At 60.1% G+C, this 16,476-nt stretch carries 20 protein-coding genes; 10 read left to right on the forward strand and 10 right to left on the reverse strand.

From position 1 onward, the window contains the following. Positions 1-49 precede the first annotated feature (49 nt). The 4 genes from Q0Z69_RS03965 to Q0Z69_RS03980 form a co-directional block, all read right to left on the reverse strand. Complete coding sequence (locus tag Q0Z69_RS03965) at positions 50-721, reverse strand: HAD family phosphatase (RefSeq protein ID WP_298029923.1); 672 nt, start codon at positions 719-721, stop codon at positions 50-52. A gap of 258 nt (positions 722-979) precedes the next feature. Then, positions 980-2,959 carry a methionine--tRNA ligase gene (gene metG, locus Q0Z69_RS03970; RefSeq protein WP_298029924.1) on the reverse strand — a complete coding sequence of 660 codons (1,980 nt, stop codon included), beginning with the start codon at positions 2,957-2,959 and terminating at the stop codon, positions 980-982. Between the two features lie 122 nt (positions 2,960-3,081). Next, positions 3,082-3,492 (reverse strand): TIGR04076 family protein, encoded by a 411-nt coding sequence (locus Q0Z69_RS03975; protein ID WP_298029925.1) that lies wholly within the window; start codon positions 3,490-3,492, stop codon positions 3,082-3,084. 96 nt (positions 3,493-3,588) lie between these two features. Then, entirely contained in the window at positions 3,589-4,950 is a 1,362-nt protein-coding gene (locus Q0Z69_RS03980) for an MATE family efflux transporter (RefSeq protein WP_298029926.1), read from the reverse strand. Positions 4,951-5,076: 126 nt separating this feature from the next. Between Q0Z69_RS03980 and Q0Z69_RS03985 the strand changes: the two genes are divergently transcribed. Then, complete coding sequence (locus Q0Z69_RS03985) at positions 5,077-5,832, forward strand: exodeoxyribonuclease III (RefSeq protein WP_298029927.1); 756 nt, start codon at positions 5,077-5,079, stop codon at positions 5,830-5,832. Positions 5,833-5,856: 24 nt separating this feature from the next. On the opposite strand, the gene gpr is transcribed toward Q0Z69_RS03985, so the two are convergent. Next, a complete protein-coding gene (gpr, locus tag Q0Z69_RS03990) occupies positions 5,857-6,753 on the reverse strand; it encodes a GPR endopeptidase (protein ID WP_298029928.1) in 897 nt (298 codons plus the stop codon). A 189-nt stretch (positions 6,754-6,942) separates the two neighbouring features. Here gpr and rpsT point away from each other — a divergent pair, with 189 nt between their 5' ends. The 5 genes from rpsT to Q0Z69_RS04015 all read left to right on the forward strand — a co-directional run bounded on the left by rpsT (position 6,943) and on the right by Q0Z69_RS04015 (position 10,157). Beyond that, entirely contained in the window at positions 6,943-7,206 is a 264-nt protein-coding gene (gene rpsT / locus Q0Z69_RS03995) for a 30S ribosomal protein S20 (protein WP_298029929.1), read from the forward strand. A 298-nt stretch (positions 7,207-7,504) separates the two neighbouring features. After that, the gene (locus tag Q0Z69_RS04000; RefSeq protein WP_298029930.1) at positions 7,505-8,284 is read left to right on the forward strand and encodes a TatD family hydrolase; all 780 of its coding nucleotides are present in this window, start codon (positions 7,505-7,507) and stop codon (positions 8,282-8,284) included. 220 nt (positions 8,285-8,504) lie between these two features. Then, positions 8,505-9,227, forward strand: a complete 723-nt coding sequence (locus tag Q0Z69_RS04005; RefSeq protein ID WP_298029931.1) for a DUF4253 domain-containing protein — start codon at positions 8,505-8,507, stop codon at positions 9,225-9,227. A 24-nt stretch (positions 9,228-9,251) separates the two neighbouring features. After that, entirely contained in the window at positions 9,252-9,872 is a 621-nt protein-coding gene (locus Q0Z69_RS04010; protein WP_298029932.1) for a TatD family nuclease-associated radical SAM protein, read from the forward strand. Between the two features lie 45 nt (positions 9,873-9,917). Then, the gene (locus Q0Z69_RS04015) at positions 9,918-10,157 is read left to right on the forward strand and encodes a GlsB/YeaQ/YmgE family stress response membrane protein (protein WP_298029933.1); all 240 of its coding nucleotides are present in this window, start codon (positions 9,918-9,920) and stop codon (positions 10,155-10,157) included. 41 nt (positions 10,158-10,198) lie between these two features. On the opposite strand, the gene Q0Z69_RS04020 is transcribed toward Q0Z69_RS04015, so the two are convergent. After that, a complete protein-coding gene (locus tag Q0Z69_RS04020; protein WP_298029934.1) occupies positions 10,199-10,597 on the reverse strand; it encodes a VOC family protein in 399 nt (132 codons plus the stop codon). Positions 10,598-10,618: 21 nt separating this feature from the next. Further along, the gene (locus tag Q0Z69_RS04025) at positions 10,619-11,371 is read right to left on the reverse strand and encodes a sulfite exporter TauE/SafE family protein (protein WP_298029935.1); all 753 of its coding nucleotides are present in this window, start codon (positions 11,369-11,371) and stop codon (positions 10,619-10,621) included. A 198-nt stretch (positions 11,372-11,569) separates the two neighbouring features. Here Q0Z69_RS04025 and rpsF point away from each other — a divergent pair, with 198 nt between their 5' ends. The 4 genes from rpsF (at position 11,570) to Q0Z69_RS04045 (ending at position 14,195) form a co-directional block, all read left to right on the forward strand. Further along, entirely contained in the window at positions 11,570-11,866 is a 297-nt protein-coding gene (rpsF, locus tag Q0Z69_RS04030; protein ID WP_298029936.1) for a 30S ribosomal protein S6, read from the forward strand. Between the two features lie 15 nt (positions 11,867-11,881). Further along, positions 11,882-12,337, forward strand: coding sequence for a single-stranded DNA-binding protein (locus Q0Z69_RS04035; protein WP_298029937.1), 456 nt, complete (start codon positions 11,882-11,884; stop codon positions 12,335-12,337). Positions 12,338-12,365: 28 nt separating this feature from the next. Beyond that, positions 12,366-12,617 carry a 30S ribosomal protein S18 gene (rpsR, locus tag Q0Z69_RS04040; RefSeq protein ID WP_298029939.1) on the forward strand — a complete coding sequence of 84 codons (252 nt, stop codon included), beginning with the start codon at positions 12,366-12,368 and terminating at the stop codon, positions 12,615-12,617. 204 nt (positions 12,618-12,821) lie between these two features. Beyond that, on the forward strand, positions 12,822-14,195 hold the full coding sequence (locus tag Q0Z69_RS04045) for a short-chain fatty acid transporter (protein ID WP_298029941.1): 1,374 nt from the start codon (positions 12,822-12,824) through the stop codon (positions 14,193-14,195). 177 nt (positions 14,196-14,372) lie between these two features. Here the strand turns inward: Q0Z69_RS04045 and tenA are convergent, their stop codons facing one another. From tenA to thiD, 3 genes are read right to left on the reverse strand one after another with little or no spacing between them, the layout of a single operon-like run. After that, the gene (gene tenA / locus Q0Z69_RS04050; RefSeq protein ID WP_298029943.1) at positions 14,373-15,035 is read right to left on the reverse strand and encodes a thiaminase II; all 663 of its coding nucleotides are present in this window, start codon (positions 15,033-15,035) and stop codon (positions 14,373-14,375) included. Beyond that, positions 15,032-15,646 carry an energy-coupled thiamine transporter ThiT gene (locus Q0Z69_RS04055; RefSeq protein ID WP_298029945.1) on the reverse strand — a complete coding sequence of 205 codons (615 nt, stop codon included), beginning with the start codon at positions 15,644-15,646 and terminating at the stop codon, positions 15,032-15,034. The genes tenA and Q0Z69_RS04055 overlap by 4 nt, the downstream gene beginning before the upstream one ends. Continuing rightward, positions 15,643-16,440: a bifunctional hydroxymethylpyrimidine kinase/phosphomethylpyrimidine kinase gene (gene thiD / locus Q0Z69_RS04060; RefSeq protein ID WP_298029947.1), complete on the reverse strand. Its 798-nt coding sequence runs from the start codon at positions 16,438-16,440 to the stop codon at positions 15,643-15,645. Before thiD ends, Q0Z69_RS04055 begins: the two co-directional genes overlap by 4 nt. Positions 16,441-16,476 lie beyond the last annotated feature (36 nt).

Genomic DNA, 16,476 nt, shown 5'->3' on the forward strand with positions numbered 1-16,476 from the left:
CCATCAGGAGAAAACTTGGGAGGGACTTCCCAGTCCCTCCCAAACGCCGTCAGGTTTTTTCTTGCTCCAATGTGCGGGTCTCGAACATTTCCTCAAAGGAGCGGATATAGTAGTCCGACAAAGCCTGGATCTCCGCCTGGTCCGCCTCCGCCGACGGGTCGTAGACGCCGCAGACCCGGAAGCCCGCCTTTTTGGCGGTGCGGACAGCGTGGACGGCGTCCTCAAAAATCACGGTGTCCTTCTTGGTGGAGCGCAGCCGCCGCATGGCCCGCTCGTAGATTTCCGGACTGCTGTTTTTCCCCGCGCCCACCTCGGCGCAGGTCAGCAGGCCCCGGAAATATCCGTCGATGCCGGCGTGGCGCAGCGCCGCCTCCGCCAGATGGCGGTCGGTGTTGGTGGCCACATACATCCACACGCCCTCCATTTTCAGCAGGGACAGGAATTTCTGCACGCCGGGCTTGGGCTGGACCCGGTTTTCGTAGAAATCCCGGACCTGGTCCTCGATCCGCCGGATGATCTCGTCCACGGACAGGGAGAGGCCGTATTCCTCCCGGCAGAGCTGCGCCCCCTCCCGGAGGGTCATCACCATGAGCCGGTCCGCCAGATCCGGCGCCGGCTGGATGCCCATGGACCGGAGCATGTCAGGCCCCAGGCCGGTCCAGATATGCATGGAGTCCAGCAGGGTCCCGTCCATATCAAAAATCGCGCTTTGCAACCGCATAAGGAAACCTCGAAAATTAGGAATTAGGAATTGCAGAATAATCCGCGTCCGCAGGCGTAAAAAAAGGGGGCTAGGGGAAAACTGCGGTTTCCCCAGATCTTTCGCCGTCGGCGAAAGAAGAAATTTCAATTATGTTCGGCAGGACATGTGCCTGCCGAACATACCGCGGTCCAGCCGCCCTGGGCGGCGTTCACCAGTGACCGGCGTCACTGGTGGTGGGGGATTCTCAAGGGGGAGCCTGCTCCCCCTTGAAGCGTGTCAGCACAGCTTTGCCCCCGCCGGGATGGCGTCGTCCACCATGATGAGGTGCAGGCACTCCTCGCCCTTCTCGGTGTGGACGGCGGAGATCAGCATCCCGTTGCTCTCCAGGCCCATCATCTTCCGGGGCGGCAGGTTCACGATGGCGATCAGGGTCTTGCCCACCAGGTCCTCCGGCTCATACCAGGCGTGGATGCCGGAGAGGATCTGCCGGTCCACGCCGGTGCCGTCGTCCAGGGTGAACTTCAGCAGCTTGGCGCTCTTTTTTACAGCCTCGCAGGCCTTGACCTTCACGGCCCGGAAGTCGCTCTTGCAGAAGGTGTCAAAGTCCACCTTCTCCGTCAACTGCGGCTCCACCTCCACGGCGGGCAGCGCGGCCTTTTTGGCGGCTGCGGCGGCAGCTTCCAGCTCGGCGATGGCCTTTTCCATGTCGATGCGGGGGAACAGGTTCTCGCCCTTGGTGACGGAGACTGTCTCCGGCAGGGCGCCCCATTGGGCGGCGCTGTCCCAAGTCCGGCCCTCGGCGGGAGCGCCGGTCTGGGCAAACAGCTTCTCCATGCTCTCCGGCATGAAGGGACTCAGCAGGATGCCGCAGATGCGGGTCGCCTCCAGCAGGTTGTACAGCACATGGGCCAGACGCCTGCCGTTGGCGTCCATATCCTTGGCCAGCGCCCAGGGCGCGGTCTCATCGATATACTTGTTGGCCCGCTGGATGACCTTGAACACTTCATCCAGCGCCTTGTGGGGGGCGAACTGCTCCATAGCGTCCTCATAGCGGTCACGCAGGCCGGAGGCCAGGGCGGTCAGGTCCTTATCACAGTCCTCCGGCGCTTCCCAGGTCCCGCAGCCCTCCGGCAGCGTGCCGCCGAAGTACTTGCCCGCCATGGCGGTGGTGCGGCTCACCAGGTTGCCCAGGTCGTTGGCAAGGTCCGTGTTGATGGTCTGGATCAGCAGCTCATTGGAGAAGTTGCCGTCGCTGCCGAAGGGGAAGGTCCGCATCAGGAAGAACCGCAGTGCGTCCACGCCGAACTTCTCCGCTAGAATGTAGGGGTCCACCACGTTGCCCTTGGACTTGCTCATCTTGCCGCCGTCCAGCAGCAGCCAGCCGTGGCCGAACACATGCTTGGGCAGGGGCTCGCCCAGGCTCATGAGCATGGCGGGCCAGATGATGGAGTGGAACCGCACGATCTCCTTGCCCACGATATTGACGCCGGGCCACCAGCCCTTGTCGTAGTCGTCGTAGCGGTCGTTGCAGTAGCCCAGGGCGGTGATATAGTTGGTCAGGGCGTCCAGCCAGACATAGACCACGTGTTTGGGGTCAAAGTCCACGGGAATGCCCCAGGTGAAGCTGGTGCGGGAGACGCACAGGTCCTCCAGGCCGGGATCGATGAAGTTCTTCACCATCTCGTTGACCCGGCTGCGGGGCTGGAGGAAGTCGGTGTTCTCCAGCAGGTCCCGGATGCGGTCGGCGTACTTGCTCAGGCGGAAGAAGTAGGCCTCCTCCTCGGCGTCCACCACAGGGCGGCCGCAGTCGGGGCAGCAGCCGTCCTTCAGCTGGCTTTCCGTCCAGAAGGACTCGCAGGGGGTGCAGTATTTGCCCTTGTAGGTCCCCTTGTAGATATCGCCCTTGTCATACATCTTGCGGAACAGCTTCTGCACGGCGGAGACGTGATAATCGTCGGTGGTGCGGATAAAGCGGTCGTTGGAGATGTTCATCAGCTCCCACAGCGCCTTCACGCCGCCTTCGCCCTCCACGATCCGGTCCACGAACTCCTTGGGGGTCACGCCGGCCTCCTTGGCCTTGTTCTCGATCTTCTGGCCGTGCTCGTCGGTGCCGGTAAGGAACATGACCTCTTCGCCCTTCAGCCGGTGATACCGGGCCAAAGCGTCGGTGGCCACGGTGCAGTAGGTGTGGCCGATGTGCAGCTTGTCCGAGGGGTAGTAAATGGGGGTTGTAATATAAAACTTCTTGTTCTCCATGGGATCTTCTCCTTTTTGACGGCCGCTCCGAATGAAAGAGGGCCGGTAATAACAGTGATCGTAATTTTTTATTATACCGAAACTGGCAGGAAAATACAAGGGGGCGGGAGGCTCCTTCCCAATTATCCCGTATAAGCGCCCTCCGCGCTGTTTTTAAAATCCTGCCGTTCGAGCCACAGCTTTTCCTCTTCCGTCTCGGGAATGTCGATCCGCTCGATCTTAAAGATCACAGGCCGGGTTCCGTCGTTGCAGCAGGCGATCATCATCCGCTCATCGTTTGTCCACCTGTGCATGATGGAACCGCCTTGAAGGGCCGTGTAAACATATCTGCTGATGGCGTCCCACGCCTCGCCGCAGAATTTCCCATCCATCAAGTGATAAAAATCATCGCGTTCGCTTGTTCGCTTCAGAAGGAATGTGTCGCCCGCCTTGAAGCAGGGACAGGGACCCGATTCCGGATCGGCAAGATATTTTTTTTGATAATCGGCAAACACCTTTGTCTCCAGTACGGTGATTTTGCATTCATGCCGCATGGCTTGACCGCCCTCCTGAAAAGTTGGATTTTTTGTCATATCGTTTTCTTTACAGCACGGAGCCAATGGCATCCTCCCCCGGCGTCCGTTCGCCCATCAGCCGTTTCCCTCGTCCGCCAGGCTTCCCTTCCGTTTCCACCGGCCGGAGAGGTAGTAGACCACCGACAGCGTGAAGCCCACGATCCAGCCCACGCCCACGCCGTAATACATGTAGTCCGGCCCATAGTGGTCGGCAAACCAGTATACCGCCGGGACCCGGATCAAAATCAGGGAAAAGATCACATCCAGCATGGGGAACAGGCTGTCCCCCGCGCCCCGCATGGCGTTGTTCAGGCAGAACATGACGGAGAACAGGAAGTAGAAGGGCATGATGCACCGAAGGTAGGTGGAGCCGGACTGGATGACGGCGGGGGTGTCGGAGAACAGGCCCACCAGCGCCGGTCCCAGGGGGATCAGCACCAGCATCACCGCCGACCAGACCACCGAAGCGGCCACCGTGATGCGGATGCCTTGCCGGGCCCGGTCCAGCCGTTTGGCGCCGATGTTCTGCCCCACGAAGGAGGTAACGGCGTTGGAGAGGCTCTGCACCGGCAGGAAAGCCAGGGAATCCAGCTTGGACCCCACGTTGTAAGCGGCGGTGAATTCCTTGCCGTAGGTGTTGATCTTGCTCATCACCGCCATGGCGCCGATGGCCACCAGGGACATCTGGATGCCCGCCGGCAGGCCGATGCCCATGATCTGCCGGAACAGCCGCCTGTCGAACCGGCGGCAGAAGGGCCGGATGGCGATGTCCGGATATCTGCGGTTGATGTAGAACAGGCCGAACAGCCAGGAAAACGCCTGGGAGATGATGGTTCCCAGAGCCACGCCCAGCACGCCCATGTGGCAGGCCAGCACCAGCAGCAGGTCCAAAAAAATGTTCATTCCGGCGGCGATGGCCAGAAACAGCAGCGTGGTCCGGCTGTTGCCAAGCCCGCCCAGGATGCCGGCGTTCAGGTTGTAGCCGATGGTGCCGATGAGGCCCGCGCACACCACGATGAGGTAGAGCCACGCCTCGTGATAGGCGTCCTCTTCCACCTGCATCAAAAACAAAATGGGCTTTACCAGGGCAACCGCCAGCGCGGTGACGGGGATGGCAGAGGCCGCAAAGGCGGTGTAGATGGTGTCCACCGCGTCCCGTACCCGATCCAGCCTTCCCGCGCCGTAAAACTGGGCGATGACCACCGTGCCGCCGTTGGCAAGCCCCATAAATAATGATGTGAACATGAAGATCACGGGAAAACCCACGCCCACGGCGGCCAGAGCGCCGTCGCCCACGTACTGGCCCACCACCCAGCTGTCCACCATATTGTAGAGCTGCTGCAGAAAGCTGCCTGCCAGCAGGGGCAGGGCAAAGTAGAAGATATGTCCGGCGGGACTGCCCGTGGTCATGTTCCGCATACCGCTTTGGTGATTCATGTCCTTCCTCCTTGGTGTTTCCTCATTGCCTCTACTTTACACGCTTTGCCGGAAAAGGGCAATATTGTTTTTTCACCATAAATCGGTTACAATGGGGAAAACGGAAAACACAGGAGGAAATACGCCATGAAACTGGTATCCTGGAACGTCAATGGCCTGCGGGCCTGCCTGAACAAGGGCTTTTTGGACTTCTGCGCTTTCGCGGACGCGGACGTCATCTGCCTGCAGGAGACGAAGATGCGTCCGGAGCAGGCGGAATTCGACCTGCCCGGCTATGCCCGCTTCTGGAACAGCGCCGACAAGGCGGGCTATTCCGGCACCGCCGTTTTCACCAAAACGGAGCCGCTGGCCGTTGCCTATGACTTCGGGATCGACGAGCACCGCCACGAGGGCCGGGTCATCACGGCGGAGTACCCGGACTTTTATCTGGTGTGCTGCTACACCCCCAACTCCAAGGACCAGCTGGCCCGGCTGGACTACCGCATGGCCTGGGAGGACGACATCCGGGAGTATCTTCTGGAGCTGGACGGGAAAAAGCCGGTGGTCTACTGCGGCGACCTGAACGTGGCCCATGAGGAGATCGACATCAAAAACCCAAAAAGCAACCGGATGAATCCCGGCTTTTCCGATGAGGAGCGGGCCAAGATGACCCAGCTCCTGTCCAGCGGCTTTGTGGATACCTTCCGGTATCTGTACCCCGACAAGACCGGGGCCTATTCCTGGTGGAGCTACCGCTTCAACGCCCGGAAGAACAACGCGGGCTGGCGCATCGACTATTTTCTCGTCTCGGAGCGGCTGAAGAAGAAGATCAAAAACGCCGACATCTGGAGCGAGGTAACCGGCAGCGACCACTGCCCGGTGGTGCTGGAGCTGGACATATAAGGAGCGGACGAGCCGTTCCGGCCGTTACGACAGCAGACCCTCCATCTCCTCGATGTCCAGATCCTGCAAGGCCCAGTTGATGCCGTAGCCCACCACCTTCGCCAAGTCCCGTACCTGGGCGTCGATATCCCGGGGGGTCACCATGAGATTCTGCCCTCCGCTCTGGAGCTTTTCTTCATCGATCTCGGCGATGCCGCTCTCTTCCAGCAGGTCCGCCGCCAGCGTGGCGGCGTCCACCACCGTGGGGACCCCGATGGCGAATACCGGGACCCCCAGGGTCTCCCGGTTCAGCGCCGCCCGGTGGTTCCCCACGCCGGAGCCGGGGATGATGCCCGTATCCGAGAGCTGCACGGTGGCGCACACCCGCTGGACCCTGCGGGAGGCCAGGGCGTCCACGGCGATGACCAGGGCGGGCCGCAGCTCCGCCACCAGCCCCCGCACCGCCTCGGCGGATTCCACGCCGGTGGTGCCCAGCACGCCGGTGCGGAACACCGCCACCGGCCGGAAGCCGGCAAAGTGCTTGGGCATGGAGGCGATCAGGTGGCGGGTCACCAGCACGCTGTCCGCCGCCAGAGGCCCCACCGCGTCCGGCGTCATGGCGCTGTTGCCCAGGCCGATGACCAGGGCCTCTCCCTCCGCAGGCAGCAGCTCCTTCAGCTGGCCCCCCACCGCCCGGACTGCCCGTTCGAAAAAGTCCGTCCGCCGCTGCCAAAAGGTGGTCAGGTCAATGGTGAGGTAGCTGCCCCGGGGCTTTCCCAGGGCCTGCTCTCCCCGGTCATCCAGGATATCGACCCTGGTCATGGAATAGCCCTCCAGCTTGGACTTGGCGGCTTTCACGCCGGACAGGCGGCTGGTCCGCTGGGCGGACTCCTGCCAAAGCTCCCTGGCCTCCAGAGCCAGGTCGGTGCGTTTTGCAAACAATTTCCATTCCTCCAAACACAAAATCTTGTGGTCTTTTCGCTAGATTTTGCGTTCTGGGATACAATATACAAAAAATGTATGGAAATTGCAAAAAAACACTTGCTTTTTGGGGAGATTCCTGTTAAAATACCATTCTGCACGGTGGAAAATCTGGTCCTTCGTGTGAATATGCCAAAGGAGGTGTTTGGTTTGCCGAATATCAAGTCTGCCAAGAAGCGCGTTCTGATCGGTGAAATGAGAAACGCACGCAACAAGGCCGCGAAATCCGAGCTGAAGACCGCCATCAAGAAGTTCGAGGTTGCTGCCGCAGAAGGCAATCGCACCGAGGCCGATGGCGCTTATAGGGTTGCAGTGAAGAAAGTCGATCAGGCTGTCGCCAAGGGCGTTCTGCACAAGAACACGGCCGCTCATCGCAAGAGCGCTATGACCTTGAAGCTGAACAAGATCGGCTGATCGTGCTGATACGCGTGAGAAGGACACCGCCAGGTGTCCTTTTTTCATACTTGGATACAGGAAAAATTCACAGTCTGGCCCTTTTTATTTCGCTGGAACGTGATAAAATATTACTTCCAAACTTAAGAATCTGTGCCAATAGGTGCAGCACACCGTCTGAGCGGTCCTTTTCCCGCCGTTTTGCGTGGGTTCTCCTTGAAATGCACCTGGCGGCGAACAAAACGGCTTCAATCAAAAGGTATGATCCCTGTGTTTTAACGCGGGAATCATACCATACCAGAAGCAATGAGGTGGATCTATGCCCATTTTCGATACCCATGCCCACTACGACTCCGGCGGCTTCAACGCCGACCGGGCCGCGGTGCTGTCCGCCCTGCCCGGGGCGGGCGTCGGCCTGGTGGTGGACCCCGGCTGCGATGTGGAAAGCTCCCGGGCCGCGGTGGCCCTGGCGGAACAATATCCCCATGTCTACGCCGCCGTGGGCGTCCATCCCGAGGACTGCGGCGGCTGCGGCGGCGGGGACTTTGCCGCCGTCCGGGATCTGTGCCGCCATGAAAAGGTGGTGGCCATTGGGGAGATCGGCCTGGACTATTACTGGGCGGAAAATCCCCCCAGGGAGTTCCAGCAGGCGGTGTTCCGCCGCCAGCTGGACATGGCCGCGGAGCTGGACCTGCCCGTCATCGTCCACGACCGGGAGGCCCACGGCGACAGTCTGGCCATCGTGCTGGAGTACCCCCGGGTCCGGGGCGTGTTCCACTGCTTTTCCGGCAGTCCGGAGATGGCGGCGGAGCTTTTGAAGCGGGGCTGGTATCTGGGCTTTGACGGCCCCATCACCTATAAAAACGCCAAGCGGGCCCCGGAAGTAGCGGCCATGACCCCCCTGGACCGCATCGTGGTGGAGACGGACGCTCCCTACCTGACGCCTGTCCCCTTCCGGGGCAGGCGGAACGACAGCCGGTATCTGCCCTATGTCATCGGGAAGCTGGCGGAGTGGAAGGGCGTCACGCCGGAGGAGATGACGGACATCACCTGGCGCAACGGCCTGCGGCTGTTCGGATTGGACCGTACTTTTTCTTGAAAGATATGGGGATTCTTAGCGGCTTTGCCGGTTAGAAGCCCTCTAAAACCTTCGGACAAAAAGCAGGCAAAAAGAACTTTAGCGCGTTCTGAAACGCCTGCTTGCCGTCAGCTTTTTCGCTGGACAACGCAGATCGTGCCTGTCGGAGGCTTTTGGGGTCTGTAACGGAGGCGCTCTTTTATGGAGATACAGTATAAGAAGCAGAAAGAGGGAGAATACCATGGAAAACAAAACCATCGACAAGATGATCGCCTGCATCGGGTGTCCCTGCCATCTGTTTCATCCCAGCGAGGGGAAACAGGTCCTGATGGCGGCGTATTGGGAAGCCAGGGAACGCGGGACGCGGGAGGGCTTTGTCCCCATCCTTGTGGCGGCGGAGGACGCGACGCTGCTGGAGTGCCTGGAAATGAACACGGAGGACAGCGGCAAACCGGCGGAGGAGTACCGCCGGGAGATGCTGGCCGCTCCGGTGGAAGACGGGGAGGCGTACTTTGCCGCCTTGCTGGGGACCCGGAAGGAGGAAGCGGCGGACGACGGCTTCAACTGGCTGGAGGACGTGCTGGGAGAACAGGACGGCGGCGAGGCCATGGACGGGTTTTACGGCCTGGAAGAGCCTATGCTGCTGGCAGAGATCCCGGTGAAGCATCCCTGGGAGGTGTTCGCCTGGCTGCCCTTCGGCAATTGGAACGAGTGCCCGGACACTCCGGGCCTGATGGCCGCCGCCAAGCACTGGTACGAGCAGTACGGCGCGGTGCCCGCCGTTATGACCCACGACGTCCTGCAATTCGAGGTCCCCTCCCCTGTGGATTCGGAGAGGGCCATGGACCTGGCCTTGGAGCAGTATGCCTGGTGTCCGGATATTGTGGACCAGGGGTGCCAGACCGTGGGAGCGCTGGCGGACGGATTGGCCCAGTCCACGGTGTGGTTCTTCTGGTGGGACTGAGAGACGAAGTAAGGAGCGATATCCATGAAAAAAGGCTTTACCATCACCTACGAATACGGCGGCAACCTCTATGTGAACCCCACCAACCGCTGCAACTTCAACTGTGAATTCTGCCTGCGGCACAACGGCCACGACGGCAGCATCTACACCCACAATCTCTGGCTGGAGCGGGAGCCGACGAAGGAGGAGATGCTGTCCTCCATCGAGAGCTGGGACCTCTCCAAGTACAAGCAGTTGGTCTTTGTGGGCTTCGGCGAGCCCAGCTACCGCCTGGAGGACATCTGCTGGGTCATCGACCGGTTGAAGGAGCACGGCACGAAGATCTTCACCCGCATGGACACCAACGGCACTGCGAATCTCATCCACGGCCGGGATGTCTGTCCGGATTTCGCGGGCCGGTTCGACATGGTGTCCATCTCCCTGAACACCGACACGGCGGAGAAGTACGAGGCCCTGTGCCACCCGGTCCAGCCGGGGGCCTACCAGGCCATGAAGGACTTTGCCAAGGAGATCCAAAAGTATGTTCCCACCGTCATGATGACCGTGGTGGACACCATCCCGCCGGAGGAGATCGAGAACTGCCGCCGCATCTGCGAAGAGGAGATCGGCGCCATTTACCGGGTCCGGGAATATATTGAAGACTAAAGAAAGCGCCGCCCCCAGGGGCGGCCCAGGAAAGGAATGGAGACTATGTTTCATTTGATCGGCTCTTTGATCATGGGCGCTCTGGTGGGCTGGATCGCCGGAAAGCTGATGAACGCGGAGGGCAGCCTGGGGCGCAACATCGTGGTGGGCGTCATCGGCTCTTTCGTGGGCAGCTTCGTGTTTGGGCTTCTGGGCTTTTATGCCTACGGTCTGTTTGCCAACCTGCTGGTGGATGTGGTGGGCGCCTGTCTGTTCATCTGGCTGGGCCGGAAGCTGTTTCATTGATAAATGAGCCGCCGGAAAGATTTCCGGCGGCCCGTTTTTGTTCACAGCCTTTGCAGCAGCTCGATCTGCTCCCCGGAGGGACCGGTGAAAAACCAGTTCTGCAAGCCGCCGAAAAGCTCCGGCAGCACCTTTTTCTCCGGGGTCATGAAGGTATCGACCCCGGCAGCCCGCAGCTCCGCGGCCGCCGCGTCCAGATCGTCCACATAGACGGCGAAGTGGGGCACGTTGCCCTCGGTCATGGGCATGGCTGTGGGGGACTGGATCAATTCCAGGGTAAAGCCCCCGAAGGCCACCAGCGCCAGCCCCTTTTCCCCAGCCGGGGTCTGGAGCGCCGCCCGCTGGGACAGCCGCCCTCCGATCTTCTCGTAAAACGCGATGCTCTCGTCCATGTTTTGGGTATAGATGGCCACGTGGCCGATGCCCTGATAATGTTCTTTCATCTTTTCTTTCTCCTTCTGATATCAAGTGTGGAACAGCAGCGACTTCACGATGATGCTGACGCCGCCCAGGATAAACAATACGATAGCGCCCTTTTGCAGCTTGCTCTCATCCAGCCTGGGTCCCAGCCTGCCGGCCAGCGCCATGGCCAGCGCCGCCGCCGGGACGGAGACAGCGCCGAACAGCAGCACCTCCCAGGTCAGCAGGCCGCTGAGAGCGTATGTACACAGCCGGAACAGATTCTCGCCCAAAAACAGAAAGCACATGCTGCCCTTGAACTCGCCGTAGTCCTTCGCGGCCCGCTGGAGATAGGCTACGATGAACATATTGATGCCGAATACCCCGGCGCACACGCCGGAGAAAAAGGCCACTGCCAGCCGCAGCCAGGGCCGGTCGATGCCCTCCCGTTTGGGCCGCAGCTCCCGGGTCGCCATTTCCACGCCCAAAAGCACCACCACGGCGCCCAGCGCCGTTTTGATGGCCCAGGGCAGGGAAAACCGCAGCAGCCAGGCCCCGGGGATCACGCCGCAGAGATTGGCAAGCAGCAGCGGCAGGATCCGCCGCCATTGAAAGTTCTTCCGGTTTTTCCAGGTGATATAGCCGTTCACCGGGCAGTCCAGCAGCAGCGTGCCGGGGGTTATCACGATATTGTCCAGCTGCATGGACAGAATGGGCGCGGAGATCAGCGGGTTTCCAAAGCCGATCAGACCTTTGACGGTATAGGCCAGCAGCTGGGCCGCGAAGATGAATAGAACGGTGCCTGGTGTAAATCGCATAGAGGCATATCTCCTCCCTTGTGTGAGATCACTACTGATATACCACATTTAGCGGTAAAAGGGAACTGCTTTTTCAAAAATAAAAGTTTTTCTTGACATTTTTCGGATTTTTTATATAATGTAAAGGCTCGCAGTCTGCGGGCGTATCCTTGCTCTCATCTTGGAATGAGGGCCATTTGTCCAAAAGGAGGTGCAAACATGGCAAAGGTTACTGCCAATTATGAGGTCGTGTATATCATCGACCCTGCACAGGGTGAGGAGGGCATCGCCGCTCTGGTGAACAACTTCAAGACCCTGGCTGAGCAGAATGGTTCCGCCGTCGAGGTGGAGGAGTGGGGCAGCCGCAAGCTGGCCTATCCCATCAACTACAAAACCGAGGGCTACTATGTGCTGATGAGCTTCACCAGCGAGCCGTCCTTCCCCCGCGAGCTGGACCGTAAGCTGCGGATCGCGGACGGCATCATGCGTTCCCTGATCGTCTGCAAGGGCGAATAAGGAGGCAGCGCGAACATGCTGAACAAAGTCATCATCATGGGCCGTTTGGTCAAGGACCCGGAGCTGCGCCGCACTCAGTCCGGCGTCGCCGTTACATCCTTCCGCATTGCGGTGGATCGTGATTTCAAGAGCCAGGACGGGAGCAAGCAGGCCGACTTTTTCGATGTCGTCGCCTGGCGCAATACCGCGGAATTCGTCAGCAAGTACTTCGCCAAGGGCCGTATGGCTGTGGTTGAGGGCCGCCTGCAGACCCGCGACTGGACGGACCGGGAGGGCGGCAAGCGTGTCGCCACTGAAATCGTTGCGGATAACATCTATTTCGGGGACTCCAAGCGTGACGGTGCCGGCGAATACGGCGGCGCTCCCGCTTACGGCGCGCCTATGGGCGGCGGCCGCACGGCGCCGGCTCCCATGGACAGCCATTCCGATTTCGCCGAGATCGGCGAGGAGGACGGCGAACTGCCGTTCTGATTGAATTTGATAAAGGAGGAAACCTTTCATGGCTTTCGATCGTGAAGCGAGACCCGCTCGCCCCATGCGCGGCAAGCGCCGTAAGGTCTGCCAGTTCTGCGCTGAAAAGTGCGAGAGCATCGATTACAAGGACGCCGCCAAGCTGCGTCGTTTCATCTCTGAGCGTTCCAAGATCCTGCCCCGCAGGACCACCGGCACCTGCGCCATGCATCAGCGTCAGCTGACTGAGGCTATCAAGCGTGCCCGTCAGATCGCTCTGCTGCCCTACGTCACCGACTGAGCAGAGGTCATAACAAGCAAAAAGGAAGCCTGTCCCAACAGCGGACAGGCTTCTTTTTTGGCATTTTCACAAGAATTAGTGGAGAAAATGTGATAGCATCATAAAATTTAACGTAAATTTTACATACTCTTGACAATCCGCAGGGTAGGAGCTAGAATGAGTTGGTTTGTTCGTGGACCAAATACAAAAAAGGAGAGAGAAAGCATGTTAAAAAAGTTTACGAACGCATGTGTCAAATTGGTAGATAAGTATCTGCCGGACCCCTTCCTCTTCGCAGTCGTGCTGACAATCATTTGCTATCTGGCGGCAGTTATCTTTACGGGCAATAGCCCGCTGGATGTTCTGGCGGCGTGGGGCAACTTCTCCAGCGGTATCTGGAACCTTCTGAAGTTCTCCATGCAGACGTCCATGATCGTCGTTTTCGGCTCCGCACTGGCAAAAACACCGGCTTTCACAAAAATGATCAACAAGCTGGCCAGCTATGCCACCAGCAATACCAAGGCCATCATTCTGATCACCATCGTCTCTGCTGTGATCTCCTGGGTCAACTACGGCCTGGGCCTGATCTGCGGCGCGCTGCTGGGCAAGGCCATCGCCAAGCGGCTGCACACCGTTGACTACCGCCTGCTGATCGCCTCCGCTTATTCCGGCTTCGTGATCTGGCATCAGGGCCTGTCCGGCTCTATTCCCCTGACCATTTCCACCGGTTTTGACGTGGAGGGGCTGGGCACGATCCAGGCGGATATCACACAGACGATCTTCCATCCCGCGAATCTCATCACCGTTGTAGTCTGCATCGCGGTGCTGTGCGTCGTCAATGTTGCCATGCAGCCCGACGCCGAGCATCTGGTCACTGTTGACCCCGCTCTGCTGAAGGATGAAAAAGAGTATGTCTATGAGATCAACACCCCCGCTGACAAGCTGGAGCACAGCAAGATCATGTGGGCGCTGACCTGCATCCTCGGCTGGGCGTACATCGTGTACTACTTCGCTTCTTATGCCGCCAGTGGCAAGAGCATTCTGAACGGCCTGGGCCGCGATTCTGTGAACCTGGTGCTGCTGTTCGCGGGCATCCTGCTCCATGGCGACCTGCGCCGCTATGTGGACGCCATCAAGGACTCCGTCTCCTCCGTGGCCGGCGTGATCCTGCAGTATCCCTTCTACGCCGGTATCATGGCGATCATGGTGGTGGCGGATGCCAACGGCGCCAGCCTTGCGACCATCATTTCCAACTTCTTCGTCAGCATTTCCAATAAGGTGACGTTCCCCATGTTTGCCTTCTGGTCTGCCGGCATCGTGAACTTCCTGGTCCCCTCCGGCGGCGGTCAGTGGTCTGTTCAGGCGCCTGTTATGATGACGGCCGCCAAGGAGCTGGGCGTCTCCACCAACGTTGCGACGATGGCCATCGCCTTTGGCGACCAGTGGACCAATATGATCCAGCCGTTCTGGGCGCTTCCCGCGCTGGCGGTCGCGAATCTGCGGGCCAAGGACATCATGGGCTTCATGTGCGTCGTTACCATCGCCACCGGCATTGTTTTCACAGGCGGCATTCTGCTTTGGGCCGTTATGGTGGCCTGATATAGTCAACGCACTTGAAAATCAGCAAAAGCAGATTTTCAACCAGCGGTAATAACCGCTGGACGGGCAAAGCCCGTGTGTGCCGACTATACAGGCAGCGCGCCTGAAGATCCGCCAAATCTGCAAAAAAATCCGCCTGTCCCATAGACAGGCGGATTTTTTATGCCGCGAGGCCGTTTATGTCCGCATCTCCCACGCCATATCCCAGAAGGAAGCCTCATACCGGGAGCAGGCTGTAAAGACCTCCTCCAGATAGCGCAGCTGCGGTTCGGTATAGTCTGCCGTCAGCCGCTCCAGCATCTCCATCAGCTTCACGTTGTTCCCGGTGTAGCGCGGCGTGATGTAGCCCCGCACCCACCGCCCACACAGCGGATGGTCCGGCGCGGCGGGATTCTCTTCCACGATCCTGCGGGCGATGACCTCATAGCTGTAGGCGCAGGAGAAGATGGCGGTCAGCACCTCGGCCTCGCCGCCCTTATAGGCGACGCTGAGCATATAGGAGGTATAGGAGCGGTTGTCCTGAGCGATGGGCGTGTGGTCCAGCTCCTCCTGCGTGATGCCCAGCATCCCCATGTAGCCGTTGTGAACGTCCACCTCGCCGTCCAGGATCGCCTGGATATATTTGGCGAACAGCTTCATGACCTCCACGCTCCGGCTCTTGGCCACGCCCACGGCAAACACCTTGGTGTAGTCCATGAGATACCAGTAATCCTGGATGATGTAGCGCCGGAATTTCTGCACGTCCAGTGTGCCGTTCTTGAGGCCCTCCACAAAGGGCTTGGTGTGATAATCCGCCCAGATGTCCTCTGTGGCCTTCAGCAGTCTCTCTACCGTGCTCATGCTTTCCCTCCTTTTTGCGGCATCGTCCGCCGCATGAGCCGCAGCGGGAGAAGCCCTACGATCAGAATGCTCAAAATGCCCTCGGGGAGCCTGGACGAGAGGTTGAAAGCCAGGCTGTATCCCCAGGCCCCCCATCCGTCCCAGGCGTTCTGGGAGTAGAAGATCACGCCGCTGAGCACATGGCCGCAGCAGCGGATCAGCACGGCGAGGGCCATGCCGCAGAGGGCCTTCCACCGCTTGTCGCTGCCAAAAACACCGGCGTAGCCCAGACAGGAGAAGCACACCAGCTGCTGCACAAAGATCTGCGCCCAGTGGACCGCCTGCCACCCGGGGATCAGGAGCATGGCCAGGATACCGCAGATCCCTCCCGTCAGCATAGCCAGCCGGCAGTCGTACACCAGGGCCAGAAGCATCAGGGGGATCCAGGACCCGCAGGTGATGTTGGAGCCGGTGGGCAGTGGGACCCGGATGGAGGCCAGCACCAGCGTCAGGGCGCAGATCACGCCGCCCAGGCACAAGGCCCTGGCGTCCAGCCTTACGCCCCGGCACAGCCGCACGGTCGCCAGCAGATAAACTGCCGCGAACACAGCGGCGATGATGGCGGAGATCATTGGACGAACTCCCCCTTCAGGTCAAACATGTGGTCCATGGGGCCGCGGTCGTGTCCCAGGTCCAGCATGGCGGCCAGCGCGCCGGAGATGTAGGCCTTGGCCCGCTCCACGGCCTCGTCCAGCCCATAGCCCTTGGCCAGGTTGGAGGCGATGGCGCTGGAGAGGGTGCAGCCGGTGCCGTGGGTGTTGGGATTGTCGATCCGGCGGCCCTGGAACCACTTGCCTTCACCGCTGCGCCACAGCAGGTCGTTGGCGTCGTTCAGATCATGGCCGCCCTTGCACAGGACCGCGCAGCCGTAGGCGTCGCTGATGGCCCGGGCAGCGGTCTCCATGTCGGCGGGGCGGCGGATGTCCATTCCCGCCAGGATCTCCGCCTCGGGGATGTTGGGCGTCACCACGGCGGCCAGAGGCAGCAGCCGCTCCTTCAATGCGTCGATGGCGTCGTCCCGCAGCAGCTTGGACCCCGCGGTGGCCACCATCACCGGGTCCACCACGATGTTCTTCGCGCCGTACTGCCGCAGCTTGTCCGCAATGGTCTCGATCAGCGGCACGCTGGATACCATGCCGGTCTTTACCGCGTCGGGAAAGATGTCGGTGAACACGCAGTCCAGCTGCTCCGCCAGGAAGTCCGGTGTGACCTCCATGATGCTTTTGACGCCGGTGGTGTTCTGCGCTACCAGGGCTGTGACGGCGCTCATGGCGAATATGCCGTTGGCCGTCATGGTCTTGATATCCGCCTGGATCCCGGCGCCTCCGCTGGGATCGGTCCCAGCAATGGTCAATGCTGTTTTCATAGATGACTCCTTTCTTTTTGGGAAACGCCTTGCCGC

This window comes from uncultured Dysosmobacter sp. (genome assembly GCF_947631165.1).
In the GTDB taxonomy this organism is placed as follows: Bacteria; Bacillota; Clostridia; order Oscillospirales; family Oscillospiraceae; genus Oscillibacter.